Annotated in this window: 26 protein-coding genes; 11 read left to right on the top strand and 15 right to left on the bottom strand. The window is 64.3% G+C overall.

Going from position 1 to position 25,948, the window contains the following annotated elements:
- Positions 1-59: 59 nt before the first annotated feature.
- Together UP10_RS06840 and UP10_RS06845 are read right to left on the bottom strand one after the other, a co-directional pair.
- Positions 60-722: a DUF3313 domain-containing protein gene (locus tag UP10_RS06840; RefSeq protein ID WP_044586604.1), complete on the bottom strand. Its 663-nt coding sequence runs from the start codon at positions 720-722 to the stop codon at positions 60-62.
- Positions 723-925: 203 nt separating this feature from the next.
- Positions 926-1,612, bottom strand: coding sequence for a TetR/AcrR family transcriptional regulator (locus UP10_RS06845; protein WP_044586605.1), 687 nt, complete (start codon positions 1,610-1,612; stop codon positions 926-928).
- A gap of 160 nt (positions 1,613-1,772) precedes the next feature.
- Here UP10_RS06845 and UP10_RS06850 point away from each other — a divergent pair, with 160 nt between their 5' ends.
- The gene (locus UP10_RS06850) at positions 1,773-2,384 is read left to right on the top strand and encodes a TetR/AcrR family transcriptional regulator (RefSeq protein WP_044586606.1); all 612 of its coding nucleotides are present in this window, start codon (positions 1,773-1,775) and stop codon (positions 2,382-2,384) included.
- A gap of 84 nt (positions 2,385-2,468) precedes the next feature.
- Here UP10_RS06850 and UP10_RS06855 read toward each other — a convergent pair whose 3' ends face one another.
- Positions 2,469-3,416, bottom strand: coding sequence for a fatty acid desaturase (locus UP10_RS06855; RefSeq protein ID WP_044586607.1), 948 nt, complete (start codon positions 3,414-3,416; stop codon positions 2,469-2,471).
- Positions 3,417-3,433: 17 nt separating this feature from the next.
- Complete coding sequence (locus UP10_RS06860; RefSeq protein ID WP_044586676.1) at positions 3,434-4,465, bottom strand: alpha/beta fold hydrolase; 1,032 nt, start codon at positions 4,463-4,465, stop codon at positions 3,434-3,436.
- A 207-nt stretch (positions 4,466-4,672) separates the two neighbouring features.
- On the opposite strand from UP10_RS06860, the gene UP10_RS06865 reads away from it, so the two are divergent.
- From UP10_RS06865 to garD, 6 genes are all read left to right on the top strand, one after another.
- Positions 4,673-6,010 carry an MFS transporter gene (locus UP10_RS06865; protein ID WP_044586608.1) on the top strand — a complete coding sequence of 446 codons (1,338 nt, stop codon included), beginning with the start codon at positions 4,673-4,675 and terminating at the stop codon, positions 6,008-6,010.
- Positions 6,011-6,136: 126 nt separating this feature from the next.
- Complete coding sequence (locus UP10_RS06870; RefSeq protein WP_044586609.1) at positions 6,137-7,042, top strand: LysR family transcriptional regulator; 906 nt, start codon at positions 6,137-6,139, stop codon at positions 7,040-7,042.
- A gap of 124 nt (positions 7,043-7,166) precedes the next feature.
- The gene (gene kdgD / locus UP10_RS06875) at positions 7,167-8,108 is read left to right on the top strand and encodes a 5-dehydro-4-deoxyglucarate dehydratase (protein WP_044586610.1); all 942 of its coding nucleotides are present in this window, start codon (positions 7,167-7,169) and stop codon (positions 8,106-8,108) included.
- Positions 8,109-8,140: 32 nt separating this feature from the next.
- A complete protein-coding gene (gene gudD / locus UP10_RS06880) occupies positions 8,141-9,496 on the top strand; it encodes a glucarate dehydratase (protein ID WP_044586611.1) in 1,356 nt (451 codons plus the stop codon).
- A gap of 23 nt (positions 9,497-9,519) precedes the next feature.
- Positions 9,520-10,968: an aldehyde dehydrogenase family protein gene (locus tag UP10_RS06885; RefSeq protein WP_044586612.1), complete on the top strand. Its 1,449-nt coding sequence runs from the start codon at positions 9,520-9,522 to the stop codon at positions 10,966-10,968.
- Positions 10,969-11,081: 113 nt separating this feature from the next.
- Positions 11,082-12,623, top strand: coding sequence for a galactarate dehydratase (gene garD / locus UP10_RS06890; protein WP_044586613.1), 1,542 nt, complete (start codon positions 11,082-11,084; stop codon positions 12,621-12,623).
- A gap of 216 nt (positions 12,624-12,839) precedes the next feature.
- Here garD and UP10_RS06895 read toward each other — a convergent pair whose 3' ends face one another.
- Complete coding sequence (locus UP10_RS06895) at positions 12,840-13,094, bottom strand: hypothetical protein (protein WP_044586614.1); 255 nt, start codon at positions 13,092-13,094, stop codon at positions 12,840-12,842.
- Between the two features lie 216 nt (positions 13,095-13,310).
- On the opposite strand from UP10_RS06895, the gene UP10_RS06900 reads away from it, so the two are divergent.
- Complete coding sequence (locus tag UP10_RS06900) at positions 13,311-13,520, top strand: hypothetical protein (protein ID WP_044586615.1); 210 nt, start codon at positions 13,311-13,313, stop codon at positions 13,518-13,520.
- Positions 13,521-13,524: 4 nt separating this feature from the next.
- Here UP10_RS06900 and UP10_RS06905 read toward each other — a convergent pair whose 3' ends face one another.
- The 7 genes from UP10_RS06905 to ald form a co-directional block, all read right to left on the bottom strand.
- Complete coding sequence (locus UP10_RS06905) at positions 13,525-14,397, bottom strand: ABC transporter permease (protein WP_044586616.1); 873 nt, start codon at positions 14,395-14,397, stop codon at positions 13,525-13,527.
- Complete coding sequence (locus UP10_RS06910) at positions 14,394-15,155, bottom strand: ABC transporter ATP-binding protein (protein WP_245321681.1); 762 nt, start codon at positions 15,153-15,155, stop codon at positions 14,394-14,396. Before UP10_RS06910 ends, UP10_RS06905 begins: the two co-directional genes overlap by 4 nt.
- A 68-nt stretch (positions 15,156-15,223) precedes the next feature.
- The gene (locus tag UP10_RS06915) at positions 15,224-16,270 is read right to left on the bottom strand and encodes an ABC transporter substrate-binding protein (protein WP_044586618.1); all 1,047 of its coding nucleotides are present in this window, start codon (positions 16,268-16,270) and stop codon (positions 15,224-15,226) included.
- A complete protein-coding gene (gene leuB / locus UP10_RS06920) occupies positions 16,270-17,403 on the bottom strand; it encodes a 3-isopropylmalate dehydrogenase (RefSeq protein WP_082077005.1) in 1,134 nt (377 codons plus the stop codon). The genes UP10_RS06915 and leuB overlap by 1 nt, the downstream gene beginning before the upstream one ends.
- On the bottom strand, positions 17,400-18,035 hold the full coding sequence (gene leuD, locus UP10_RS06925) for a 3-isopropylmalate dehydratase small subunit (protein ID WP_044586619.1): 636 nt from the start codon (positions 18,033-18,035) through the stop codon (positions 17,400-17,402). The genes leuB and leuD overlap by 4 nt, the downstream gene beginning before the upstream one ends.
- Before the next feature lie 2 nt (positions 18,036-18,037).
- A complete protein-coding gene (gene leuC / locus UP10_RS06930; RefSeq protein ID WP_197086756.1) occupies positions 18,038-19,426 on the bottom strand; it encodes a 3-isopropylmalate dehydratase large subunit in 1,389 nt (462 codons plus the stop codon).
- Between the two features lie 297 nt (positions 19,427-19,723).
- Entirely contained in the window at positions 19,724-20,839 is a 1,116-nt protein-coding gene (gene ald / locus UP10_RS06935) for an alanine dehydrogenase (RefSeq protein ID WP_044586621.1), read from the bottom strand.
- Positions 20,840-20,933: 94 nt separating this feature from the next.
- Between ald and UP10_RS06940 the strand changes: the two genes are divergently transcribed.
- Positions 20,934-21,455 carry an Lrp/AsnC family transcriptional regulator gene (locus UP10_RS06940; protein WP_044586678.1) on the top strand — a complete coding sequence of 174 codons (522 nt, stop codon included), beginning with the start codon at positions 20,934-20,936 and terminating at the stop codon, positions 21,453-21,455.
- A gap of 196 nt (positions 21,456-21,651) precedes the next feature.
- Here the strand turns inward: UP10_RS06940 and UP10_RS06945 are convergent, their stop codons facing one another.
- Entirely contained in the window at positions 21,652-22,380 is a 729-nt protein-coding gene (locus tag UP10_RS06945) for an aspartate/glutamate racemase family protein (protein ID WP_044586679.1), read from the bottom strand.
- Positions 22,381-22,441: 61 nt separating this feature from the next.
- Positions 22,442-22,990, bottom strand: a complete 549-nt coding sequence (locus UP10_RS06950; protein ID WP_245321682.1) for a cytochrome b — start codon at positions 22,988-22,990, stop codon at positions 22,442-22,444.
- 261 nt (positions 22,991-23,251) lie between these two features.
- Here UP10_RS06950 and UP10_RS06955 point away from each other — a divergent pair, with 261 nt between their 5' ends.
- Both UP10_RS06955 and UP10_RS06960 read left to right on the top strand, forming a co-directional pair.
- Positions 23,252-24,208, top strand: coding sequence for a hypothetical protein (locus tag UP10_RS06955; protein WP_044586680.1), 957 nt, complete (start codon positions 23,252-23,254; stop codon positions 24,206-24,208).
- Between the two features lie 76 nt (positions 24,209-24,284).
- Entirely contained in the window at positions 24,285-24,995 is a 711-nt protein-coding gene (locus UP10_RS06960) for a type 1 glutamine amidotransferase (RefSeq protein WP_044586623.1), read from the top strand.
- Here the strand turns inward: UP10_RS06960 and UP10_RS06965 are convergent.
- Complete coding sequence (locus UP10_RS06965) at positions 24,992-25,870, bottom strand: NmrA/HSCARG family protein (RefSeq protein ID WP_044586624.1); 879 nt, start codon at positions 25,868-25,870, stop codon at positions 24,992-24,994. The two genes, UP10_RS06960 and UP10_RS06965, sit on opposite strands and share 4 nt — an antisense overlap.
- Between the last annotated feature and the right edge of the window lie 78 nt (positions 25,871-25,948).

The following is a 25,948-nucleotide window of genomic DNA, read 5'->3' on the forward strand; positions in this document are numbered from 1 at the left end:
GGTTTTACTCATGCGCTCGGCCGCGCGCCTGATGGCGCCAGGCTTCGCAAAAACGACGCTCATCTGAACTGCGTCACCAGACTTTCGGCACCCTTGTCGATGCCGGCGAACGATGCCGCGAGCGGGCCGATGCTGGACTTGATGTCGTAGGCATCGGGATATTGCTTGGTGACGTAGGCGCTGAGCAGGCGCGCCGTCGATGCGTCAAAGATCTCGACGGCGTAGATCACCGAACCGGTCATCATTCCCTCGCCGCCGCGCGCCGCCTGCACACCGTTGTAGACGGCGCCGGCCATGTCGAACCGCGACAGCGTGCCGAGGACGGGAGTGTTGGCGACCGCGCCGGTCAGGGTCAGCCGCACCCGAAGCGTGTTCGGGCCACGCCTGTTCACCATGGCGAAGCGGTTGGCGAGCCTGGTCATGAAGCTCGTCTGCATGTGAGCCGCGAGCTCGGCCTTGTCGCTGTCGGACATGTCGCCGAACTGGTGATCGCGGCCGTGATAGATTGCGACGGGATCGAGGATCGCCTTGTTGTAGCTCCGCCAGTCGACTTCGGTGGCGTAGCGATAGGGCACGCGGCCGGTCGTGTCGGAGGTATCAGGCGCCATGTAGGACGAGGACGCCACGTCCGAATAAGGCACCGGCGCGACGCTGGCGCACCCGGCCGCGACCGAGCAAAGCAGCAGCAATCCCAGACCGCGCGTCGCGATCGAGCTATCCATTCCAGTCTCCTCTAGCGGCCTTTCGGGAAAGCCCTTGTGCTGCGGGCCCACGACGCCGGGCGGAAGCCCATCGTCGCCGGCAATGTCGACCTCCGACGAATGCCCAGCCTCAATCGATGTGGCAGGCTATAAAACCGACTAGTCGGTTTGTAAAGTACAAAAATGAATGGAAATGATCGGCCGCAGGATTGTCCCCGCTGTGGTCAGGTACCGGCGCGCGGTTTCCGCGCCGGCCGTTCGGACGCGGCGGCCGATTTGGCGGCCCCCGCCGGCTTGGATGCAGCCTTGGATGCGGCCTTGGACGCTGCCTTGGACGCTGCTTTGGGCTGCTCCAGCGCGGTCCACTGCTTGTCGTCGAGCAGGCGCTCGAACAGCCGGTTGCGGTCGGCCTCGCTCAGCGGCGACAGACCGAACATCGAGCTGAGCAGCAGTCCTCTCGCCGCGGCCCAACGCAGCATCGCCAACTCCGGATCCTTCGCTTCGGCCTTGATCGCCTTGATCCTCTTGACGTCGATCTCGCGCGGCGCGTTCATCAAGCTCGGATTCTCGACCATCGCCGCGAGCAGGCCGAGCGCGGCCGAATTCGACTTGATCGTCGCCTCCCACACGGTGGCGAGCTGCGTCGCCAGCTCAGGCTGGTCGGATGTGGCGCGCGCCTTTTCCATGTAGCGGTTGGAAAAGTCCTCGAAATAGGTCACCTGCTGCTCCAGCAGCGCCTTCAGCACCGCCTCCTTGGTGCGGAACTGGTGCATCACACCGCCCTTGCTCAGGCCGCTTTCACGCGCGATCGCATCGAGCGTCAACCGACCGGGCCCGTCGCGCGAGATGACCTTGATCGCGGCCTGCAGCACTGCGTTGCGGGATCGTTCTGATCGGGAAGGATTGTCCATTGTCGATTCGAAAACTCCGGGACGGCAGCATTGTTCGTTGAAGCGACAGTTCTCCACTGTCAAGCGACTTGATGGCGCGAGATTGCAGGCTGGCTCGACGCACGTCTGAAACACAAGCCGTTTTGTGCTAAGTTCGGGACAGCGGAGTGTGAATCAGACAATGGCGGGCGGCAGGGCGAACATCGAGGGTGGCACGACGGCGCGCCGCGGCCGGCCGCGATCGGCCGCGACCACGGCCGCCATCCTGCAAAGCGCCTATACGCTGATGGCGACCACCGGCCTTGCCGCCACCACCATCGACGCGATCGCCCGCCATTCCAACGTCTCGAAAATGACGATCTACAAATGGTGGCCGTCGCGCGAAGCGCTGCTGATCGACGCGTTCCTCGACCAGGCTTCGCGCGCCGTGCCGTTGCACGGGACCGGCAATCCGGTGACGCAAATTCGCCGCCACGCCGCGACTTATACCGAGGCGCTTCTGGGCGAGTTCGGGCGGGTGCAACTTGCGGTGATCTCCGAATGCATCTCGACGACCGGATCGGCGGAGATCTTCTACGAACGCTATCTTGGCCTTCGCCGCAGCAAGATGCTGGAGACGATCATCGCCGGCCGGAAGGATGGCAGCATCGGCGCGTCGGGCGCGCCCGGCGATCTCTTTGACGCGATCTATGGCAGCCTGTTCTATCGTTACGTCTTCGGCATCAAGCCGCTGACGCCGGCCTACGCCCGCAACCTCGTCAACCAGGTGCTGCAGCCGCCCGCGGATGCTTGATCAGGCAGAGCATGATCCGGAAAAGTGTGCAGCGGTTTTCCCTCGCGACAAACGCGAAGCGCTTGCGCGGAGATCATTCAAACATCAAGCCGTCTGGCGCTGCCGGCGAAACCATGCCCAGGTCTCGCGGGTCACGGCACGGTAATTCCGGCCGCGAAACACGATGTGGCCGTCGACGATGGCGTTCAGCTTCGGCAGCGCGTGGAACGGCACCGTCGGATAGGCGTGGTGCTCGACATGGTAGGGCATGTTCCAGGCAAACCATTTCATGATGGCGCCGGTCATCGTGGTGCGGGTGTTCTCGAACGCGCTGCGCGTCTGGTCGCAACCGGTGTGCTCCGCATAAAGATAGGGCCGCAGGATCAGCTGGCCGGCCAGCACGGGCACGATCCACACCCAGAGCAGGATCGCGCCGTGCAGCGCGAGCGATGCGATCAGCAGGATCAGATAGCCAGCGAGATAAAGCCGCGCTTCCCTGACGATGCCGGCGCGCTTGTTTTGGGGGATCCACGGCACGGTGACGTTGCCGCTCAACGCATGGCGGAGCATCAGGCGCACGCGTGTCAGCACCTGCAGCAGCCCGGTGTAGGCGATCGCGAGTTGCGTATCCGAAGCCGGCTTCTGCCCCAGGATCAGCTCCGGATCCTTGTCGGGATCCTGCGTGTAGCGGTGATGGTCCCAGTGGAACAGGCAGTAATATTCGTAAGGCAGCCCGATCGCGAATGCGGAGAGATTGCCGACCGCAACGTTGATCGCACGGCTGTGGAACGCGGTCTTGTGCGCGGTCTCGTGCACCACCATGAACAGGAACGCGACGAAATAGCCCTGCACCGCAACCAGCGGCAGCGCCCATAAGAGCCCATAGCGCGACGAGACCAGCCAGATCAGTGTCCCGACGATGAGGATCATTCCGTAATGGCTTGCCGTGCGTATCGCACCTGCAAAATTCGACTTGGCCGACAATTCGCGGAGCACGACCGGGCTCAGGGGCTTCAGCCTGACGCCGCCATCATGGGTCTCTGCGGTGCTCATGGTCGTCGCCTCACATGTCAGCGTTGCAGCAACGCCGAGATCTCGGCGTTGATGAAGGCGCGGTCGGCGGCATTGTTGATCGGGTTGCCGGCGCGGTGGCCATGAATTGAGGGGATCGCGTGCAGCGCGGCCGAGCGCGCATTGACCAGGCGGCCGAGTTCGTCCTCATTGTCGCGCACATCGAAATAGCGATCGGTGCGCCCGGGCATCAGCAGCATGTCCGCCTTGATCGCCGCCATCGCGCGATCGAAATCGCCGCCGAACTCCTCGCAGCCACTGATGTTGCCGCTCTGCCAGGTCGCGATTTGCGCCAGCAAATCATTGGCGTCGCGCCGTGCAAAGGCGCCGTCCCACGATCCCGCCAGGTAATCTTCGAGCGATGTGAAGCCGGCCTCGCGCCAGATTTCCTCACGATAGAACTCATGCGACATCGCCCAGCCAGCATAGACGCGCCCCATCGCACGAAAGCCGGCCGCCGGCCTTTCGGCAAAGCGACCATCCCGATAGGCGGGATCGGCCGTCAGCGCTGACTTCACGCCCTCGAGGAAGACATGATTGTACGGCGCACACCTCGCGCTGCCGCAGACCACGGCGGCGCGCTCCACCATATCAGGATAGCGCGCGGCCCAATGATAGGCCTGCATGCCGCCCATCGACCACCCATAGACCAGCGCAATCCTGGATATGCCGAAGCGCTCGACCAGCAGCCGCCGCTGGACCGCGACGGCATCGTGATAACTGAAGGCGGGAAACGGCGCGCCGCCGAGCGCGTCGCCCGAATTCGACGGCGAGGATGACAGGCCATTGCCGAACAGGTTCGGGATAATGATGAAGTATTTGTCGGGATCGAGCGTCCCACCCGGCTGAACCAGCCATTCGATGTCGGTGTGCTGCGCGCTGAACGATGTCGGGTAAAGGATGACGTTGTCCTTCGCGGCGCTCAGCGTGCCGTAGGTCTTGTAGGCCAGCTGCAGGGAAGAAAAGACGGCGCCGCCTTGCAACGTCACCTCGCCGGCTTCGAACACATCGTAGTCACGAGGCGTGGACATCGGCATTCGACCCCAAAAAGCGCGACGTTGCGCTCTCAATACTGTACAACTAGTACATTAATTGTCCGACCTTGGCAACACCCTCAACGGTGGAATGACACCGGGCCGATCAATTCAAAACCGGTATCAATCGATGCACGTTTCGGCGTGGACCCCTTGCCTGCTCCTCTCTAGGACGGTTCTCGAGGAAATTTCGAGGAGGCGCCCATGAGCGCAATTGTGTCCGCCACGGACGTGCGGCGATCCCGCGTGCGTCTCTTGATCGTGACGATGCTGTTTCTCGTCACCACCGTGAACTATGCCGACCGTGCGACGCTGTCGATCGCAGGCTCCGCGCTTTCCAAGGAACTGCATCTCGATCCCATCGTGATGGGCTACGTGTTCTCGGCCTTCGGCTGGTCCTATGTGATCGCGCAGGTGCCCGGCGGCTGGCTGCTCGACCGCTTCGGTTCCAAATGGGTTTATGCGGTCAGCATCCTGATCTGGTCGGCCTTCACCGCGATGCAGGGCCTGGTCGGTTTCCTGGCGGCGGGAACCGCCGTCATCGTGCTGTTCGCGCTCCGCTTGATGGTCGGATTCGCCGAGGCGCCGTCATTCCCCGCCAACGCCCGCATCGTGGCGGCCTGGTTCCCCGGCAATGAGCGCGGCACCGCGTCGGCCTTCTTCAATTCGGGGCAGTATTTCGCGACCGTGATCTTTGCGCCGCTGATGGGCTGGATCGCGCATGAATATGGCTGGCGCCACGTGTTCTATGTGATGGGCGCCCTCGGCATCGTCATGGGCATCGCCTGGATCAAGACGATCCACGACCCGAAGGACCATCCCGGGATCAACGAGGCCGAGTTCGACTACATCAAGGACGGCGGCGCGCTGGTCGACATGGACGCAGCCAAGGACACGAAAGCGTCCAACAACGGCCCGCAATGGAGCCACATCCGCCAGTTGCTCGGCAACCGCATGATGCTCGGCGTCTATATCGGCCAGTACTGCATCAACACGCTGACCTATTTCTTCCTGACCTGGTTCCCGGTCTATCTCGTCAAGGAGCGCGGGCTGACGATCCTGCAGGCCGGCTTCGTCGCGACATTGCCGGCGCTGTGCGGCTTCATCGGCGGCGTGCTTGGCGGCGTCATCTCCGACACCATCCTGCGCCGCACCGGCTCGCTGACCATGGCGCGCAAGATCCCGATCGTCGGCGGCATGCTGCTGTCGATGGCGATCATCGCCTGCAACTATGTCGACGGCCAGGCGCTGGTGGTCGGCTTCATGGCGCTCGCCTTCTTCGGCAAGGGCATCGGCGCGCTCGGCTGGGCGGTCGTGTCGGATACATCGCCGAAGGAGGCCGGCGGCGTCTCCGGCGGCCTGTTCAACATGTTCGGCAACCTCTCCTCGATCACCACGCCAATCGTGATCGGCTACATCCTGGCTGGCACCGGCTCGTTCAACGGCGCGCTGGTCTTTGTCGGCGCCAACGCACTGGTCGCTGCGATCGCCTACCTCTTCATCGTCGGCGAGATCAAGCGGGTGCAGCTGAAGGCGGCCTGAGCCCGAGGGACCACACCACGACAGTTCAACGGCGGCTGCGACCGCTGTTTTTGTCTTCTTGGTCTTCGGGAGGCATCGATGCTAGAACGGACAAAACCCCGCCCCATCCATTCCGGGCACGCATCGATGTTCGACCTGAACCAGCTCCGCTGTTTCGTCGCGGTGGCCGAGGAGCTGCACTTCGGTCGCGCCGCGGCGCGGCTGAACATGACCCAGCCGCCGCTCAGCCGACAGATCCAGCTTCTCGAGCACATCATCGACGCGACGCTGCTGGAACGCACCAGCCGGTCGGTGCGGCTGACGCCGGCGGGGCGCAGCTTCCTGCCCGAGGCGCGACGCATCCTCAAGCTTGCCGAATCTGCCTCGCAGGTCGCGCGCCGCATCGCGCTCGGCAAGACCGGCTCGCTCAAGATCGGCTTCACCGCCGCGGCCGCCTACGGCTTCCTGCCCGACCTGATCGCGGCCTGCCGCGCGAGGCTGCCCGAGATCGATTTCTCGCTGAAGGAAATGGTCTCCGGCGACCAGTTCGAGGCGCTCGCCACCGGCCAGATCGACGCCGGCCTGCTGCGGCCGCCGATCGCGCGCCCGGAACTGGCGAGCCGGCGCGTTGTCGCCGAGCCCTTGCTCGTCGCGATTCCGAAGAAGCATCCGCTGGCGTCAACCTTATCGGTCTCGCTGAGGGATTTGGACGGCCAGACCTTCGTGATGTATTCGCCGTATGAAAGCCGCTACTTCCACGATCTGCTGGTCGCGTTGTTCACCCGCGCTGACGTGCTGCCGCGCTATGTCCAGCATCTCAGCCAGATCCACTCCATCCTCGCGATGGTGCGCGCCGGGCTTGGCGTCGCGATCGTGCCGGAAGCCGCCGCGAGCCTGAAGATCGCGGATGTCAGGCTGAAGCCGCTGAAGCTGCGCGGGCCGGCGCCGGTCGAGCTGTTTTTGGTATGGCGGCGCGATCATGAGAACCCGCTGCTGCCGCCCTTGATCGAGATCGCGACGGAAATCGCGGCGCCGCATCTCCGCGGCGATTGATACCGATATTGCATCGTTCAATACCGCGTTTGGCTTGGACCCGCATCGAACCATTTCCTACAAATGCCGCCGTGGAGGCGCCTCGCGCATCCCTTTCCCATTGATTTATCTACGGAGTGGCGCCATGAGCAAGATGACCCCTCAGGAGATGGCCCTGACAATCGGCGGCGGCCTCCTGTCGTTTCCCGTGACCCCGTTCAAGGCGGATTTTTCCTTCGACGAGGCAACCTATCGTGCCAACATGGACTGGCTGTGCGGCTATGACGTCGCCGGCCTGTTCGCCGCCGGCGGCACCGGCGAATTCTTCTCGCTGACCCCGGCGGAAGTCCCCGAGGTGGTCAAGGTCGCCGTCGAGGAAACAAGGGGCCGCGTGCCCGTGCTCGCCGGCACCGGCTACGGCACCGCGACCGCACGCGAGATCGCCGTCGGTGCCGAGAAGGCCGGCGCCGACGGTCTGTTGCTGCTGCCGCCCTACCTCACGCACTCCGAGCAGGACGGCCTCGCCGCGCATGTCGAGGCGGTGTGCTCATCCGTGAAAATCGGCGTCATCGTCTACAACCGCGACAACGCGATCCTGCAGCCCGATACGCTTGCGCGGCTCTGCGAGCGCTGCCCGAATCTGGTCGGCTACAAGGACGGCATCGGCGACATCGAGCTGATGACCAGGGTCTACACCAAGCTCGGCGACCGCCTGACCTATGTCGGCGGGCTGCCGACCGCGGAGACCTTTGCCCTGCCCTATCTCGACATGGGCGTAACGACCTATTCGTCGGCCGTGTTCAACTTCGTGCCGGAATTCGCCACCAATTTCTATGCCGCGGTGCGCCGGCGCGATCATCAGACCATCCATGCAGGCCTGAAGGATTTCATCCTGCCGCTGATTGCGATACGCAACCGCAAGAAGGGCTACGCGGTGTCGATCATCAAGGCCGGGATGAAGGTGATCGGCCGCGATTCCGGCCCGGTGCGGCCGCCGCTGACCGACCTGACCGAGCAGGAGATCGCCGAGCTCGCGGCGCTTGTCGCGAAGCTGCCGCAAGCCAAGGCTCAGCAGGCTGCAGAATAAGGCCGAAACGGCCAGCATAAAGGGAGGAGCAAATGGTTCAGGACACGATCCGCGCCGGCTTTACCGGCGCCCCCATCGTCACGGCGATGGAGGTGATCCCGGTCGCCGGCCGCGACGGCATGCTCCTCAATCTGAGCGGTGCGCATGCGCCGTTCTTCACGCGCAACCTCGTCATCCTCACAGACAATTCCGGCCATACCGGCGTCGGCGAAGTGCCGGGCGGCGAGAAGATTCGCAAGACGCTGGAAGACGCAAGCAACCTCGTCGTCGGCCAGACCATCGGCGCCTGCAACAACATCCTGGCGTCGATGCGCAAGACCTTTGCCGATCGCGACGCCGGCGGCCGCGGCAAGCAGACGTTTGACCTGCGCGTCACCATCCATGCGGTGACCGCGGTCGAAGCCGCGCTGCTCGATCTGCTCGGCCAGCATCTCAATTTGCCGGTCGCAGCCCTGCTCGGCGAAGGCCAGCAGCGCGCCAGTGTCGAGACGCTTGGCTACCTCTTTTTTGTCGGCGATCGCAGCAAGACCAGCCTTCCCTATGTCGAGGGCGAGACCGGCAAGCCCGACTGGTTCAATCTGCGCCATCAGGAAGCGCTGACGCCTGATACCGTGGTGCGGCTCGCGGAAGCAACGCAAGCGCATTACGGCTTTGCCGATTTCAAGCTCAAGGGCGGCGTGCTCCGCGGTGAGGAGGAGATCGAGGCGGTGACCGCGATCGCAAAGCGCTTTCCGAATGCCCGCGTCACGCTGGATCCGAATGGCGCCTGGTCACTGGATGAAGCGATCCGGCTCTGCAGCAACATGCATGGTGTGCTCGCCTATGCCGAAGACCCCTGCGGCGCCGAGGCCGGCTTCTCGGGCCGCGAGATCATGGCCGAGTTCCGCCGCGCCACCGGGCTGCCGACCGCGACCAACATGATCGCGACCGACTGGCGCCAGCTCTCCCACGCGATCCGCCTCGGCGCGGTCGACATTCCGCTCGCCGATCCGCATTTCTGGACCATGCAGGGCTCGGTGCGGGTGGCGCAGACCTGCCGCGACAACGGCCTGACCTGGGGCTCGCACTCCAACAACCATTTCGACATTTCGCTCGCGATGTTCACCCATGTCGGCGCCGCCGCGCCCGGCAAGGTCACCGCGATCGACACCCACTGGATCTGGCAGGACGGCCAGGCGTTGACAAAGGAGCCGCTGCAGATCAAGGGCGGCAAGATCGCGATTCCCGATCGTCCCGGCCTCGGCATCGAGATCAATCGCGGTGCCATTGAGGCTGCGAACGCGCTATACATGAAACACGGGCTCGGCGCCCGCGACGACGCCCTCGCCATGCAATTCCTGATCCCCGGCTGGACCTTCGACGACAAGCGTCCCTGCCTCGTGCGTTAAACTAAGAGAGTTGGAGAGAAATCATGACCGCTCACCAGAAAAACTTCATCGCCGGCGAATGGGTCGACGGCACAGGCATCACGCGCGACATCAACCCCTCCAACACCAACGATGTGGTCGGCGAATACGCCAGGGCGGACAAGGCGCAGACCGAACAGGCGATCGCCGCGGCCAAGGCCGCATTCCCGGCCTGGTCGCAATCGACGCCACAGCAGCGGTTTGACGCGCTGACCAAGATCTCGGTCGAAATCATCGCCCGCAAGGAAGAGCTCGGCCGCCTGCTCGCGCGCGAGGAAGGCAAGACGCTGCCCGAGGGCATCGGCGAAGTCGCGCGCGCCGGACAGATCTTTGCGTTCTTCGCCGGCGAGACGCTGCGGCTGATGGGCGAAAAGGGCGCGTCGGTCCGCCCCGGCCTCGACGTCGAAATCACCCGCGAGCCGGTCGGCGTCATCGGCATGATCACGCCGTGGAATTTCCCGATCGCGATTCCCGCCTGGAAGATCGCGCCCGCGCTCTGCTACGGCAACACCGTGGTGTTCAAGCCGGCCGAGCTGGTGCCGGGCTCGGCGCATGCGCTGTCCGAGATCATCGCGCGCTCCGGCATTCCTTCTGGCGTCTTCAACCTCGTGGTCGGCTCGGGCTCGGTGGTCGGCCAGACCCTGCTCGAGCATCCCGATGTCGCCGCGATTTCGTTCACCGGTTCGGTCCAGACCGGCCGCAAGATCGCGCAGGCCTGCGTGCTCTCCACGCCGATGAAGAAGTTCCAGCTCGAGATGGGCGGCAAGAATCCGCTGGTCGTGCTCGACGATGCCGATCTCAAGGTCGCGGTCGAGGTTGCGGTCAACGGCGCCTATTTCTCCACCGGCCAGCGCTGCACGGCATCCTCGCGCCTGATCGTCACCGCAGGGATCCATGACCGTTTCGTCGCCGCGATGACCGAGCGGCTGAAGGGGCTTTCGGTTGATGACGCGCTGAAGAGCGGCGTGCATGTCGGCCCGGTCGTCGACCAGAGCCAGCTCGACCAGGACCTCCGCTACATCAAGATCGGCCAGGACGAAGGCGCCCGCCTGCATTGGGGCGGCGAGCTGTTGAACCGCGAAACCCCCGGCTTCTATCTGCAGCCTGCGCTGTTCACCGAAGCCAACAATTCCATGCGCATCGCGCGCGAGGAGGTTTTTGGCCCGGTCGCCTGCGTGATCCGCGCCAAGGATTATGACGAAGCACTCGCAATCTCCAACGACACCGAGTTCGGCCTCGCCTCCGGCATCTGCACTTCCAGCCTGAAATACTCGGCGCACTACAAGCGCAACAGCGAGTCCGGCATGGTGATGGTCAACCTGCCGACCGCCGGCGTCGACTATCACGTCCCATTCGGAGGCCGCAAAGGCTCGAGCTACGGCGCGCGCGAACAGGGCGCCTATGCCCGCGAGTTCTACACCACAGTGAAGACCGCCTATACGTTCCCGGGCTAATAATCGTAGGATGGGTAGAGCGCAGCGAAACCCATCGACTTTCTGCAAGGCGCGATGATGGGTTTCGCTGCGCTCTACCCATCCTACAAAGTTTACAAATTGCGGGAGTCGTCATGGACCAGTCGATCGGCGCCAAGGAGCAGCCCCGCTACATCAAGCTCAACGCGCGCGATAACGTCGCGATCGTCGTCAATGATTTCGGGCTGCCTGCAGGTTCACGCTTCGCCTGCGGCCTGACCTTGCGCGCGTTCGTGCCGCAGGGCCACAAGACCGCACTCGAAGACATCGCCGAGGACGCGCCGATCATCCGTTATGGCGAGGTGATCGGCTATGCCCTTTCGCCGATCCTTGCCGGCGAATGGGTCGATGAGGCGCGCATCCGCATGCCGGAGGCGCCGGCGCTCGACCGGCTTGAGATATCGACCGCGGTCCCACCGACCCTGCCGCCGCTCGAAGGCTTCGCCTTCGAGGGCTTTCGCAATCGCGACGGCTCGGTCGGAACCAAGAACATCCTCGGCATCTCTTCCTCCGTGCAATGCGTCAAGGGCACGATGGAATATGCAGTGAAGCGCATCCGCAACGAGTTGCTGCCGAAATATCCCAATGTCGATGACGTCGTGCCGCTGACCCACGCCTATGGCTGCGGCGTCGCGATATCGGCGCCCGATGCGGTGATACCGATCCGCACGTTGCAGAACCTCGCGCTCAATCCGAATTTCGGCGGCGAGATCCTCGTCATCGGCCTCGGCTGCGAAAAGCTCGCGCCCGAGCGGCTGGTGCCTGAAGGCGTCAATAACGCGATCGTCCGGATGCAGGACGAGGCCTTCGACGGCTTTGGCGCGATCGTCGACGCCATCATGACCCAGGCCGAAGCGCGGCTGAAGATCCTCAACGCGCGCACGCGTGAGACCTGCCCGGCCGCCGATCTCGTGATCGGCCTGCAATGCGGCGGCAGCGACGCGTTCTCCGGCGTCACGGCGAATCCCGCGGTCGGCTTCGCGGCCGACCTGTTGGTACGATCAGGCGCGACCGTGATGTTCTCGGAAGTCACCGAAGTGCGCGACGCGATCCAACTTTTGACCCGCCGCGCCATCAACGAAGACGTCGGCCGCGCGCTGATCCGCGAGATGGCGTGGTACGATGCGTATCTGGCCCGCGGCGGCGCCGACCGCAGCGCCAACACTACGCCAGGCAACAAGAAGGGCGGGCTCGCCAACATCGTGGAGAAGTCGCTGGGCTCGATCGTCAAATCGGGCTCGGGTCCGATCAGCGGCGTGCTGGCGCCCGGCGAGAGAGCGCGGCAGAAGGGCATGCTGTTCGCGGCGACGCCCGCGAGCGATTTCATCTGCGGCACGCTGCAGCTCGCCTCCGGCATGACGCTGCAGGTGTTCACCACCGGCCGCGGCACGCCCTATGGCCTTGCGGCTGCGCCCGTCATCAAGGTCGCAACCCGCAGCGAGCTGGCGCGACGCTGGAAGGATTTGATCGATTTCGACGCCGGCTGCATTGCGACCGGCGAGAAGACCATCGAAGAGACCGGCTGGGACCTGTTCCGCCTGATTCTCGACGTCGCAAGCGGCCGGACAAAGCCGTGGTCGGATCGCTGGGGCATCCACAACGATCTCACGCTGTTCAACCCGGCGCCGGTGACGTAGCCCCATCTCGTCATTCCGGGGCGCGCAACGCGCGAGCCCGGAATCCATTCATCGATCTAATTTGCGGCCTGATGGATTCCGGGTTCTCACGCGTCGTCCCGGAATGACAAGTTGAGTTGAGCGGCCGCTCTATGATTTCTCCGGCAAACAAAAGTCCGCCGCGACAGGGTCAGCGGCGGACTTTCGTGTTCATGAGCAGGACGCGCTGCTCAACCGTCAATCATTATCGTGATGGATGATGGTCTTGCTGCGATTGCCGTCCGCGTCTTCCTTCTTGATCACAGTGGTCCGGTCGCGCGGCTCGCGCTCCTTGATGACGGTGGTGCGGTCACGATCGCGGTCGCGATATTCGGGGGACTGGCCGACCGTCACGCCTGCGCCGACGGGACCGACGCGAACACCAACATCATCGGCGAACGCAGGCGCCGCAATCGTAGTCACCAGGGCCGCAGCCAATAGATACTTCTTCATGTCTCTCTCCTCCAGCTTTGATGTGTATGGTAAGGGAACGTCGGATGCGACGAACCGTTCCTGTGAAAGATCGCTGCAGGTGTTTGCCTGCACCGATGGAACATTGACCGTGGAACTCCCTGAACAAGCATTCACCAGTGTGGCGAAACGCTCATGTTCCCTGCGTTGAATAGCCCCAAATGATGCCCCACCTTCTCCTCAACAGGAGGATGTTCCATGAAACAGTCGCAGCACTTTCTCGATAATGCGGAGAATTGCGCCCAGCTTGCCGAACGCGCGTCCGACGAGCCGACCCATAACCGCTACAGGCGCATGGAAGCGGCCTGGCGGGCGTTGGCGAAGGAGCAGGATTGGCTCGATGGCAAGACATCGCCGTCAGACAATCCCGTTGAGCTTCCGGGTCGCGCTCGGGAGACGGCAGCCTGACGGCTTACTCCGCGCCGCGCTGGCGCTGCCAGCGCAGCAGATAGGCCTGTAGCCGCCAGATCATCGCCGACAGCACGACACCGACCAGCATCAGCACGACGACGGCGACCATCATGCCGGAGGCCTCGCCCCGCGCCTCCGACTCGATGATGAGACGGCCGATGCCGCGCTCGGCGCCGATGAACTCGCCAACGATCACGCCGATCAGGGCAAAGGATATCGCCGGCGTCAGCGACGCGAACACCCAGGCCATGGTCGAGGGGATCACGACCGTGCGGGTGATCTGCCACTCGCTGGCGCCGAGCAGACGCGCGGCATTGGTGAAGCCCTCGTCGATCGAGCGCGCGCCCTCGAAAGTGTTGAAGAACACCAGGAACACCACGACGATCCAGGAGGTCACGATCTTGGACATGTCGCCGATCCCGAACGCGAGCACGATGATCGGCGCCAGTGCGATGCGCGGGATCGAATTCACCGCGGTGATGAAGGGCTGAAAGATCGCGCTCAGGCGGTCGGAGCGTCCGAGGATCAGCCCGGCGGCGAAGCCAGAGACCACGCCAGTGACGAAGCCAAAGAAGGTATTCTTCAGCGTCACCGCGGTCGCCGCCCACAGATTGTTCTCGTTGCGCGCCAGGCATTTTGCGAACTCGCCGTTCAGCCAGCCGTTGAATACGCCAAGCTTCGACTTCAGGCAGCTCTGGATCAGAAAATTCTCATAGATCATCGACGGCTTGGAAATGAAGTACGGGTCGAGCAGGTCAGGGACCAGCCACGGCATATTGACGTGCAAATCGTAACCCCATTGCCAGACCGACAGCACCACAGCGCAGATCAGGACCTGCCAGCCGACCGCGCTCATCGTGCTGTATTGTTTCATGCGCTGCGGCCCTTGACGAACTCCTCGCCGAGCGAGTGCCAGATGTGCTGGAACAGCTCGGCATAGCGCGGCGTCTCGCGCACCTTCACCGCGTCGCGCGGGCGGGCGACGTCGACCTCGAACATATCCTTGATGCGGCCCGGCCGGGCCGAAAACAGAATAATGCGATCGGCAAGCGTCAGCGCCTCGCCGAGATCGTGGGTCACGAACAGCACGGTCTGCTGCTCGCGCTCCCAGATCCGCAGCAAGACGTCATGCATGTCGATCTTGGTGTGGGTGTCGAGCGCGCCGAACGGCTCGTCCATCAGCAGGATCTGCGGCTCGACGATCAGGGTCCGCATCAGCGCCGCGCGCTGGCGCATGCCGCCCGACAGCGCCGACGGATAGGCGGTCTCGAATCCCCTCAGGCCGGCCTGTCCCACGCATTCGGCGATGCGTTCTTTCCGCTCCTGCGCGGGCACGCCCGCCAGCTCCAGTCCGTAACCGATATTGTCGGCGACGGTCCGCCACGGAAACAGCGTGTCGCGCTGGAAGACATAGCCGACATCGGGAGTCGCCTTGCCGGCGACGACGCGCTTGCCGTCGATCAATATCTCGCCGCCGCTCGGCCGGATCAGCGAAGCGATCATGTTGAGCACGGTGCTCTTGCCGGAGCCTGACGGTCCGAGCAGCGCGACGAACTCGCCGCGCCGGACGCCAAAGGACACTTCGCGCACCGCCTCGATCGTGGTCTTGGCGAGCTGGAACGACTTGCTCAAGCCCTTGACCTCGACCCGCCGGATATCCGGCGATCGCGGTGACGGGATTGCGCTTGTCTCGACTGCGCTCAACCCGGATAGGCCTTTCGTGCCGCGTCGATCTGGGTCGTGTTGACCACCTCGTCCATTTTGAGCGGCTTGATGCCGGTCATTTCGCGGAACCAGACCTTTTCACCGCGCGCGAAACTCGCCGCGTCGATCGTGCCCTCATAGTCCGCGACCTTCTGAATCGCGGCGATTTCCAGCAAGTTCGCATCGCGCGACGTGCTGCCGACATAGGGCTCGATGGTGTCGTAGACCTCTGCCGGCTTGTGCGCTTTGATCCATTGCGACGCGCGCCACAGCGCGGTGACAAAGGCCTGCAGCTTGGCCGGGTCCTTGTCGATCGTTGCCTGCAGCGTGAAATGCGCGGTCACCGGGACCTTGCCGCCGATATGCTTGTTCCAGATCGCCTCGTCGGTGCCGTCGAACAGCAATTCGCCCCAGCCCTGCTGCTGCGCCTCGTTCAGCAGCGACAGCGATGAGACCAGGATGTCGACCTGCTTCGACTTAAGCGATCCCAGCATGGTGTCGACGTTGCCGGTTCCGATCCAGGTCACCTTGTCGTCGAGTCCCATGGTTTCCATGTAGTAGGACGCCCAGACGTGGTTGGTGCCGCCGAGCGAGGAGACCGAGACGATCGGCTTATGGCCGTCGGGCCGCTTCCACTGCGTGAACGCTTCCAGCGTGGCGATGCCCTGGTCCTTCAGATCCTTGCGGATGATGAACATCACCGAGTTTGATCTCGTGTCCACCGGCAGCAGGATGCGCGCCGCGCGGCCGTGATTGCAGAGCTGCATCGGATGCGTGACGTCGCCGATCCCGACATCGCCTTGCGACGAGGCGATGATCTCGCGGGTCTTCACGCCGCTGCCGCCCTGGATCAGCTTGCAGTCGAGCCCTGCCTCCTTAAAGAAGCCGATCCGGTCGGCGACGTACTGCGTCTGATAGACCGGCACCGCGACCGGATAGATCGCGCGACTCGCCGTCGCCTCCGCCCAGGCATGCCGCCCTGCAAGCGCCGCGCCGCCGGCCGCGATCACTGTCAGCGCTGAACGCCTGGACAGACGGGCCATCAGGCGTGCTCCCTGGCCGAGACCTTGTCGAGCGCGCTGAGCACCGCATCGCCCATCTCCGATGTCGACAACTTCTTCGCACCGGCCTCGGCGATATCGGCGGTCCGCGCACCCGATGCGAGCGCGGACTGCACCGCCTTCTCCAGCAGATCGGCATCCTCGGGGCGATTCAGCGTCAGCCGCAGCATCATCGCAACGCTCAGGATCGAGCCGAGCGGGTTGGCGATGCCACGTCCCGCGATATCGGGCGCGCTGCCATGCACCGGCTCGTACAGCGCCTTGCGCCGGCCGTAGCGGTCCACCGGGCCGAGCGAGGCCGATGGCAGCATGCCGAGCGAGCCGGAGGCCATCGCCGCGCAATCGGACAGGATGTCGCCGAAGATGTTGCCGGTCACCATCACGTCGAACTGCCGCGGCTCGCGCACGATCTGCATCGCCGCGTTGTCGACATAGAGATGGACGAGCTCGACATCGGAAAACTCTTCCCTGTGGAGCGCGATCACCTCCTCGCGCCAGACCACGCTGGTCTCCAGCACATTGGCCTTGTCGACCGAGCAGACCTTGTTGCGACGGGTCCGCGCCAGCTCGAACGCCGACCGCGCCACGCGGCGGATCTGGTTGGTGGTGTATTGCTCGGTGTTGAAGCCGCGGCGCTGGCCGTCGGGCAGCGTCTCGATGCCGCGCGGCTCGCCGAAATAGATGCCGCTGGTCAGCTCGCGGATGATGACGAAGTCGACGCCATCGAGCACCTCGGGTTTGAGCGGCGCGGAGGCCGCAAGCGCGGGGTTCGCCACGATCGGCCTCAGATTGGCGTAGAGATCGTATTTGCTGCGCAGCCCAAGGAGACTGCCCGCCTTGCGTGCCGCCGCCGGCACCTCCTTGGTCTCGGGCCCGCCGGTCGCGCCCCACAGGATCGCGTCGGCCTCGTCCATCGCTTCGGCCGTGTCCTCCGGCAGCACCTTGCCGGTCGCAAGATACGGGATCAGCCCATACTGCGCCTCGCGCAGCGTCATCGGCACGTGACGTCTTGTGGCAAACCAGTCGAGGATCCGGCGCGACTGCGCGGTGACCTCGGGGCCGATGCCCTCGCCGCCGACCACGGCGACCTTGATCATGTTGGATTGCGTATTCATGCCGGTGTCCTTGCAAAATGAATCCAGGGGCGCGCCGCACGGTCGACGGCCTGAAACGCGCGAATTTCATCGTCGCGCTTCAGTGTCAGTGCGACCTCATCAAGGCCCCGCAGCAGTCCCTCGCGGCGGCGCGGATCGATCTCGAAGGCATGGCGCTGGCCCGAGGGCGAAACGATGGTCTGGGCCTCGAGGTCGATCGAAACTTTGCCCGCGCCCTGCGTCGCCTCGATATCGGCGGCGAGTGAATCCACCACCGCCTTGTCGACGACGACAGGCAAGATTCCGTTCTGGAAGCAGTTGGCGAAGAAGATGTCGCCGAAGCCCGAGCCGATGACGGCGCGGATGCCCATCTCCTGCAGCGCCCATACCGCACCCTCGCGCGACGAACCGCAGCCGAAATTCGGCCCGGTCACCAGGATCTCCGCCTGCCGGTACGGCTCGCGGTTCAGGATGAAGTCCGGATTCTCCGAGCCGTCAGGCAGATAGCGCAGCGCGCCGAATGCCCATTTGCCGAGCGTGCTACGGACGGAATTGCCGACCAGCCGCTCGATGCGGATGATGACGTCGGTGTCGATATTGCCACGCATGATCGGCGCGGCGGTTGCGGTGAGCTTGTCGAACGGTTTCGGCATTGTTAGCGCCCCATCATCCTGACATCGGCGATCGCACCGGCAATGGCGGAGGCCGCGGCACTCGCCGGGCTCGCCAGATGCGTCCGCGCCTGCGGCCCTTGCCGCCCAACGAAATTGCGGTTCGAGGTCGAGACCGAGCGCTGCCCGGGCGCCACCACCTCGCCATTGGCGGCAAGGCACATCGAACAGCCCGGCTCACGCCATTCGAAGCCGGCGTCGGTGAAGACCTTGTCGAGTCCTTCGGCGACCGCCTCGCGCTTGATGGTCTCCGATCCCGGCACCACCCAGGCCCGGACACCGGCCGCGACCTTGCGGCCACGCGCCACCTCGGCCGCCGCACGCAAATCGCTCATCCGGCTGTTGGTGCAGGAGCCGATGAACACCCAGTCGACCGGCGTGCCTGCGATCAGCGCGCCGCCTTGCAATCCCATGTACTCGAGCGCGGTTTCGATCGCAGCGCGTCGCGCAGGATCGTCGACAGTCTTGGGATCGGGAATCCGGCCATCGACGCCGATCACATGTTCGGGGCTGATGCCCCAGGTCACCTGCGGAATGATCGTTGCGACATCGATCACGACCTCGCGGTCGAACACCGCATCCGCATCGCTCGGCAGTTCGCGCCAGGCCTTGACCGCCTGCTCCCAGTGCGCGCCCGGCGGCGCATAGGGCCGGCCACGCAGGAATTCAAAAGTCTTCTCGTCGGGCGCGATCATGCCCATCTTGGCGCCGAGCTCGATCGAGAGATTGCAGATCGTCAGCCGCCCCTCGACGGCTAAGTCGCGGATCGCACTGCCGGCATATTCGACTGCATAGCCGGTGCCGCCGGCGGCGCCGATATGCCCGATCAGCGCCAGGATCATGTCCTTGGCGGTGACGCCAGGCGGCAGCTTGCCCTCGAACTTCGCGCGCAAGGTCTTTGGTCGGCGCTGGATCAGCGCCTGCGTTGCCAGCACATGGGTCAGTTCGCTCGACCCGATGCCGAAGGCGAGCGCGCCGAGGCCGCCATGGGTGCAGGTGTGGCTGTCGCCGCAAACGATGGTGCAGCCGGGCAGGCTCAAGCCCAGCTCCGGCCCGATGACATGGACGATGCCCTGGCCGGGCTGATCGACATCGAACAGTGTGATGCCGCTCGCCGCGGTCTCGGCCCGCAGCGCTACCAGCAGCTCCTGCCCGATCTTGCTGGTCCCGGCGCGGCCATGCTGGGTGGAAATGGCGTGGTCGGGCGTCGCGAACGTCAGTTCGGGATTGTGAACCGTGAGGCCCTTGCTTTTGAGGTCGAGCAGGCCGCGCGAGCCTCCGAGATCGTGCAGCAGATGGCGGTCGATATGAAGGAGATCGGTATCTTCGCTCAAACGGGCAATGACATGCTGGTCCCAGATCTTGGCCAGCATCGTACGACCGGTCTTTTCCAAGACAGTCCTCCCTTCGGCTTCTTGAGGCCAGCGGCGCGCACCGCCGAACGCCGCTTTGGCGCGGCTTTAATACGAGCGCATCAAATCATGCAGGCGCCCGCTCCACCAGAGGGAGTGGCGAACATGACATGGAGGGAGGGCTGCGCAGGCGCAGCTTGACAATGGCCGTAGCCCGGATGGAGCGAAGCGCAATCCGGGGCCAACCCTTCCGTAGAGAGACCTGCCCCGGATTTCGCTTCGCTCCATCCGGGCTACAAAGCTTCGATCCGAATCCTCTTACGACGCCAGCGCCTCCTCCGGCATCACCACGGCCAGATTCTGGCTCTCGGCCACCGCGCGGTTGGTGATGCGACCGCGATGGACGTTGAGGCCGGCGCGCAGATGCGGGTCCTCGACCAGCGCGCGCAACCCCTTCGCGGCAAGCGCCAGGCCGAAAGGCAGCGTCGCATGGTTGAGCGCGTGGCTCGAGGTGACCGGCACCGCGCCGGGCATGTTGGCCACGCAGTAATGCACGATCTCATCGACCAGATAGGTCGGCGCCTGGTGGGTGGTCGCCTTCGAGGTCTCGAAGCAACCGCCCTGGTCGATTGCGACATCGACCAGCACCGCACGGCGCTTCATGCTGGCAAGCTGCGCGCGCGAGACCAGCTTCGGCGCGGCGGCGCCGGGGACCAGCACCGCGCCGATCACGACGTCGGCGGCGACGATCTCCTGCTCGATCGCTTCCAGCGTGGCGTAGCGGGTGCGGACCCGGCCACCGAAGAGATCATCGAGCAGGCGCAGCCGCGGCAGCGAGCGATCGAGGATGGTGATGTCGCTGCCGAGCCCCGCCGCCATCCGCGCCGCATGGGTGCCAACGACGCCGCCGCCGATGATCGCGACCCGCGCCGGCGGAACGCCGGGCACGCCGCCGAGCAATTTGCCCATGCCGTCGGCGGATTTGCGCAGCGCGGCGCCCGCCGCCTCGATCGCAAGCCGGCCGGCGACCTCGCTCATCGGCGCAAGCAGCGGCAACCCGCCATGCGCGTCGGTCACGGTCTCGTAGGCGATGGCCGTGCAGCCGGAGGCGAGCAGCCCCTTGGTCTGGGGCACATCGGGCGCGAGATGCAGATAGGTGAACAAGATCTGGCCTTCGCGGAGTCTCGCCCATTCCGCCGGCTGCGGCTCCTTCACCTTCACGATCATGTCGGCGGCGGCAAAAACCTCTTCGGCCGTGTCGGCGACCCGTGCGCCGGCCTGGCGGTAAACGTCGTCGCCGGCGCCGATGCCCTCGCCGGCCCCGCGCTGCACCACGACCTCGTGCCCGTGCGCCACATATTCGCGCACCGACGCTGGCGTCAGTCCGACCCGATATTCCTCGACCTTGATCTCTTTGGGCACGCCGATGCGCATGGTCCGCTCCCTGAATGATTCGCTTCCGCCTTGCGACAAGCGTAGTCCTCGTCGCGCGGCGTTTCTCAGCGAAATCCGGCTTGCCGATACCAAAATGCGCTCCTATTCTTCGTCACTGCCCGGATACTTAGAGGAAAATTGCGTGGACGGTCTCGATCGTATCGATCTCAAGATCCTGGCCGAACTGGTCTCCGACGCCCGTGCGAGCCAGATCGAGCTTGCCGAAAAGGTCGGGCTGTCGCCGACCGCCTGCGCGCGGCGCATCCGCCATCTCGAAGAAATCGGCGTGATCCGCGGCTATAGCGCCGACCTTGAACCGACGGCGCTCGGCCTCGTGACAACCGTCGTCGTCACCATCACGCTGGAAAAGCAGAGCGAGGATTATCTGGCCGCGTTCGAGGCCGCCATCGCGCGCTGCCCCGACGTCGTGTCCTGCCATTTGATGTCAGGCAGCGACGACTATCATTTGCAGGTCATCGCTCGCGACATCGCCGACTTCGAGCGGATCCACAAGCAGCATCTGTCGCGGATGCCGGGCGTCGCGCGTATCCATTCCAGCTTCGCGATGCGCGAGGTGGTCCGCCGCACCATTCCGGAAACCGCGCTGCGCGGCTGACGCGTCGGGTTGATCAGTGCGGCACCGACGTCGCTGCACCTCTCCCGCTTGCGGGCGGGCGAGGGACACTTGCATGATTTCGGAATAATGGAAGAATGCCGTTGAGTTGCCCGACGTGTCAAGTTGCCGTGTCGAACGCCGGCGGCCGCCGGCTACTTTGCATGGGGTTGTTTTCGATATTTTGGCAGTGCGCCCCTTAACGCAGGAACGCAACCGGGTTCGACGCCCGATAGACAAAATTGATCAGCGTATTGATGTCGAACACCGGCAGGCCGGAGACCTCGGCGACGTCTTTCGAGAACGGACACATATTGGTGCACTCGAACAGGATCGCGCCGGGGTTCTTGCAGGATGCCATGAAGGCTTCCGTCATCTCGATCATCTCGGCTTTGAGCACATCGGTGTCGAGCTCTTCGCGGCCGAGGATGTAGGTCGCTGGAAACTGCGCATCCGGCTTCATGCCCTGGATCTGGACCGGGATATCGGCGCTCGACCAGCCGACGCCGCGGAAATGGCTGTCATTCATGTGATGGCCGCGCTCGGTGAATATCCCGATCACCTTGCCTGGTGGCAGCATCGCATGGATCAGCGGCGCCTGGATCAGGCTCGAGGCGAACAGCGGGATATTGACCGCGGCGGCCAGCTCGTTCTGGAACGGCGCCAGGAAGCCGCAGCTCGTCGTGATGGCCTTGACGCCTTCCGCTTCCAGCTCCCGCGCCGCCGCCTTGAACGGCTCTAGCAACGCAGGCTCCGGATGGTCGCCCATAATCCTGGTCGGATGGGCGCCGCGCACGATCTTGTAGCGCACCGGGAAATCGTAGGAGAGCGCGTTGCCGATATCGCCGCGCGGGCGCGGAAATCTGGTGTCCAGCATCAGGATGCCGATGGTTTCACCATAATTCGTGGTGCCGCCGCGCAGCTTCATCATTGTCTCCGGGACATCTTGCGTGGTCTTGGGGCAGTATGGCGGCCCGCTCAGGACAGAGTCAAAGACTGCGGCCGGCGCGCGGCCACATCCGCGACAGCGTTTCGTCCTTCTTGACGACGGCATGCCAGATCGTCGCGCCGATATGCAGCGCGACCGCGATGTAGACGACGTAGGCAAGCAGACCGTGCGCGACCTCGCCGGCATGTTCGATCGTCTGATTGCCGGCGAACAGGCGCGGCCAGCTGAAGGTCCAGAAATATCTGAGCGAATAGCCGCCGGCCGACGAGAACATGTATCCGGTCACCGGCATGGCGAACAGGATGACATAGAGCGCCCAGTGATTGAGCCGCGCCGCAAGCCGCACCAGCGGCGACAACGATCCCGGCTCGGCTGGCGCCGTGGTCGCAAACCGTACCATCAGCCGCAGGATCGCCAGGGCGAACAGCGACATGCCGAGCGACTTGTGCACCTCGAGCAGCAGTTCGCGCCGCGGCGAGGTTCCGGGCGGCTGCAGGCCACAGTAAAACCCGATCAGCATGGCCGCAATGAACAGCACCGCCGTCGCCCAATGAATCCTGCGCAACAGCGGATCGTAGCTGGCCGTCATTTCCATTGTCACAAAGCGATTCCCGTTGTCACAAACCGCCTTGCGAGCCGTCGTCCGGTTTTGAGAAGGCCGTTCAATAGTTGATCTGACCGGCAATGCCTACCGGCAGAACTCGATTCGCGATCACAATCGCGAATTGTGACACTCGTCTGCGCCCTGACGCTGCTGTCACATGCATTTTTCAGTCGTGATTCTCGATCTTCTGTGACAGAATTAATACAACGGAATGTCATTTCGGTTACAAGGAGCAAATTTATGAGCATGGAGTGGCGAGCACGGCCGGTTGCGCTGGCCTGGTCGAATCCGGTGGTGCAGTGGTGGGGCCTGCTGACCGTGGTCAGCAGCGCCAACATCGCGATCTGGTTCGTGATGTACCGCCAGCTCCAGGAGCAGACCAGCGGTGGCCTGAGCAGCACGTCCGGCATCGGCCTGATGCTGCTGCTGTGCGCGGCCTATGTGTTCGGCTGCGCCTTCCGCTCGGTGCTGCCGCGCGCGGACGTCCAGCGCATCTGCCTGTTCGACACCTGGCTGTCGAGCGTTGTCGTCGGCCGCACGGTTGCCACCGTCGCCGAAGTCGCCTTCGCCGCGCAATGGGCGCTGATCCTGCACCAGCTCGGCACCATGACCGGCGCCGAGACCACCGTGAATATCGCCTGGGTCATCGTGCCGCTGATCGTGATCGCGGAATGCTTCTCCTGGTATGCGGTGCTGACCACCCACTATCTCGGCAATGCGATCGAGAACTCGATCTGGGCCGTCGTCTTCTTCCTGGTCGGGATCGGGCTTTGCCGGTTGCTGCCGGAGTTTCAGGGACCGGTGCGCTGGGCCTTCCTCATCACCATCGTCGGGATCGCGGCCTATCTGGCGTTCCTGATGACCGTCGACGTCCCGATGTATCTGAACCGCTGGCGCGCCGAACTTGCCGCCGGTAGCACCCTGCTCCACCCGCTCGCAGGGCTGCGCGACGTCAGCACGCGCTGGGTCGTCACCCATGACATTGCCGAGTGGAAGGAAGAGATCGCCTGGATGTCGCTGTATTTCAGCATGGCGGTGTGGTCGAGCCTGGCGCTCTGTATCTGCTATTCGCTCGAGGATCAGCTGCCGCGCTACCGCACCGAGGCGGCGATCGTAAGCACGACGCCGGCGATCGTGAGTGTTGTCCCGGTTGCGCGGCACGCCGCTGAAACGAGTGAACCTGTGCGGCTGCAGCAGAACTGATCTCCAGCTGCGCGGCTTGTGGCCTTCAGCGCTTTTGGAGTAAGCACGGCTCGCTTAGCCACCACCAGCAGATCCCATGCCACGCATTACCATCATTGAAACCGGGCTCGTCGGTCCGCAGTTCCGTGAGCGTCACGGAACATATCCGCAGATGTTCGAGCGGATGATCGCGCCAACTGATCCATCGAACGCGTACGGCGTCGTCAGCGTCGCCAACGGCGAGGCGTTGCCGGACCCTGCGGGGCTGGATGCGATCCTGATCACCGGTTCGTCGGCCGGCGCCTATGACGCATTCGACTGGATCGCACCGCTTGAAGACTTCGTGCGGAAGGCCCACGACAGGCGCATCCCCCTGGTCGGCGTCTGCTTCGGCCATCAGCTGATCGCGCAGGCGCTCGGCGGCACGGTGCGCAAGTCGGAGAAGGGCTGGGGCATCGGGCGTCACGTCTACCTGATAGCGCCGGATAACGGACTGATCGACGGCGAGGAGATCGCGGTTGCCTGTTCGCATCAGGACCAGGTGATCACGCCACCCGCCTCCGCACGCACCATCATGTCGTCTGATTTCACGCCGCATGCCGGGCTGCTCTATGCCAACGGCACGACGCTGTCGGTGCAGCCGCATCCTGAATTCACCGCGGACTATGCCGACGCGCTGTGCGACCTGCGCCGCGGCCGCGCGCCGGACGACGTGGTCGCAACCGCCAAGGCCTCGCTCGCCGCGCCGCTGGATCACGCCAGGCTCGGCGGCGTGATCGCGCGTTTTCTCACGGATCGGCGGACTTAACCCTTCAGCCACTGCGCAGCCGCGTCCTTCGCGAAATCTCGATAGGAACGCGGTGCACGCCCGAGCAGTTTGGTCAGGCGCGCGATGTCGTCGGCGCTCGCGACAGCGCCATCCGACTGGTAACGCCCGATCATCAGACGCAGGTCGAGCGCGTGCCAGGCCGGCATTGTCGCCTTGAGGCGGCTCTCCATGGTCACGAGGTCATCGCCGCCATAACTGATAGCGCGGCCGAGCGCCTCGCTCCAGATCGCGGCGATGCTGGTACCGGTCAGACTGTCCGGTCCGACCAGCGCATAGGTCTCGCGGCCAAGCGGCGCCGGCGCACGCTCGCGGCGCAGCAGCTCGATCGCCGCGGCTTCGCCGATATCGCGGATGTCGACCATCGAAACGCCCTTGCCGCCGATCGGCATGCCGTAGACGCCGAACTTCGAGAGCGGATCCTTCAGCCTGACATCGTTCTGGATGAAGTAGGCTGGACGCAGGATGGTCGCGGGAAGATCGAGCGCCTCGATCATCCGCTCGACCGTGTATTTGCCCGCGAAATGCGGCACGTCGGCATAGGCCTCGCCCTTCAACACCGAGAGATAGACGATGCCCTTGACGCCGGCCTCGCGCGCAGCAGTGAGCGTGAGCATGGCCTGGGTCAATTCGTCGGCGACGTTGGGCACCAACAGGAACAGCGTGTTGACACCCTCGAGCGCCGCGCGCACCGACTCCAGATCGGCCAGATCGCCGCGCACCGGCGTGATGCCAGCGGGAAACTGCGCATTGCCGGGCGACCGCGTCAGCGCGCGAACCTCGACGTCGTGGCCGGCCAGGTGATTGAGCACCTGCATTCCAATGGTGCCCGTGCTGCCAGTTACCAGAATAGCCATTTCGAATACTCCTCGTTGGGGCAGACCGTCTGCCGTTGAGGATTAGTACGAGATGCCATGATCTGGACACTTCGTCTC

This window comes from Bradyrhizobium sp. LTSPM299 (assembly GCF_000938235.1).
Lineage (GTDB): Bacteria > Pseudomonadota > Alphaproteobacteria > Rhizobiales > Xanthobacteraceae > Bradyrhizobium.

Coding starts and splice junctions, on each gene's coding strand:
- UP10_RS06840 (WP_044586604.1), bottom strand. CDS start 722: ATGGATAGCTCGATCGCGACGCGCGGTCTGGGATTGCTGCTGCTTTGC.
- UP10_RS06845 (WP_044586605.1), bottom strand. CDS start 1,612: ATGGACAATCCTTCCCGATCAGAACGATCCCGCAACGCAGTGCTGCAG.
- UP10_RS06850 (WP_044586606.1), top strand. CDS start 1,773: ATGGCGGGCGGCAGGGCGAACATCGAGGGTGGCACGACGGCGCGCCGC.
- UP10_RS06855 (WP_044586607.1), bottom strand. CDS start 3,416: ATGAGCACCGCAGAGACCCATGATGGCGGCGTCAGGCTGAAGCCCCTG.
- UP10_RS06860 (WP_044586676.1), bottom strand. CDS start 4,465: ATGTCCACGCCTCGTGACTACGATGTGTTCGAAGCCGGCGAGGTGACG.
- UP10_RS06865 (WP_044586608.1), top strand. CDS start 4,673: ATGAGCGCAATTGTGTCCGCCACGGACGTGCGGCGATCCCGCGTGCGT.
- UP10_RS06870 (WP_044586609.1), top strand. CDS start 6,137: ATGTTCGACCTGAACCAGCTCCGCTGTTTCGTCGCGGTGGCCGAGGAG.
- kdgD (WP_044586610.1), top strand. CDS start 7,167: ATGAGCAAGATGACCCCTCAGGAGATGGCCCTGACAATCGGCGGCGGC.
- gudD (WP_044586611.1), top strand. CDS start 8,141: ATGGTTCAGGACACGATCCGCGCCGGCTTTACCGGCGCCCCCATCGTC.
- UP10_RS06885 (WP_044586612.1), top strand. CDS start 9,520: ATGACCGCTCACCAGAAAAACTTCATCGCCGGCGAATGGGTCGACGGC.
- garD (WP_044586613.1), top strand. CDS start 11,082: ATGGACCAGTCGATCGGCGCCAAGGAGCAGCCCCGCTACATCAAGCTC.
- UP10_RS06895 (WP_044586614.1), bottom strand. CDS start 13,094: ATGAAGAAGTATCTATTGGCTGCGGCCCTGGTGACTACGATTGCGGCG.
- UP10_RS06900 (WP_044586615.1), top strand. CDS start 13,311: ATGAAACAGTCGCAGCACTTTCTCGATAATGCGGAGAATTGCGCCCAG.
- UP10_RS06905 (WP_044586616.1), bottom strand. CDS start 14,397: ATGAAACAATACAGCACGATGAGCGCGGTCGGCTGGCAGGTCCTGATC.
- UP10_RS06915 (WP_044586618.1), bottom strand. CDS start 16,270: ATGGCCCGTCTGTCCAGGCGTTCAGCGCTGACAGTGATCGCGGCCGGC.
- leuB (WP_082077005.1), bottom strand. CDS start 17,403: ATGAATACGCAATCCAACATGATCAAGGTCGCCGTGGTCGGCGGCGAG.
- leuD (WP_044586619.1), bottom strand. CDS start 18,035: ATGCCGAAACCGTTCGACAAGCTCACCGCAACCGCCGCGCCGATCATG.
- leuC (WP_197086756.1), bottom strand. CDS start 19,426: ATGCTGGCCAAGATCTGGGACCAGCATGTCATTGCCCGTTTGAGCGAA.
- ald (WP_044586621.1), bottom strand. CDS start 20,839: ATGCGCATCGGCGTGCCCAAAGAGATCAAGGTCGAGGAATATCGGGTC.
- UP10_RS06940 (WP_044586678.1), top strand. CDS start 20,934: ATGCGCTCCTATTCTTCGTCACTGCCCGGATACTTAGAGGAAAATTGC.
- UP10_RS06945 (WP_044586679.1), bottom strand. CDS start 22,380: ATGAAGCTGCGCGGCGGCACCACGAATTATGGTGAAACCATCGGCATC.
- UP10_RS06950 (WP_245321682.1), bottom strand. CDS start 22,990: ATGACGGCCAGCTACGATCCGCTGTTGCGCAGGATTCATTGGGCGACG.
- UP10_RS06955 (WP_044586680.1), top strand. CDS start 23,252: ATGGAGTGGCGAGCACGGCCGGTTGCGCTGGCCTGGTCGAATCCGGTG.
- UP10_RS06960 (WP_044586623.1), top strand. CDS start 24,285: ATGCCACGCATTACCATCATTGAAACCGGGCTCGTCGGTCCGCAGTTC.
- UP10_RS06965 (WP_044586624.1), bottom strand. CDS start 25,870: ATGGCTATTCTGGTAACTGGCAGCACGGGCACCATTGGAATGCAGGTG.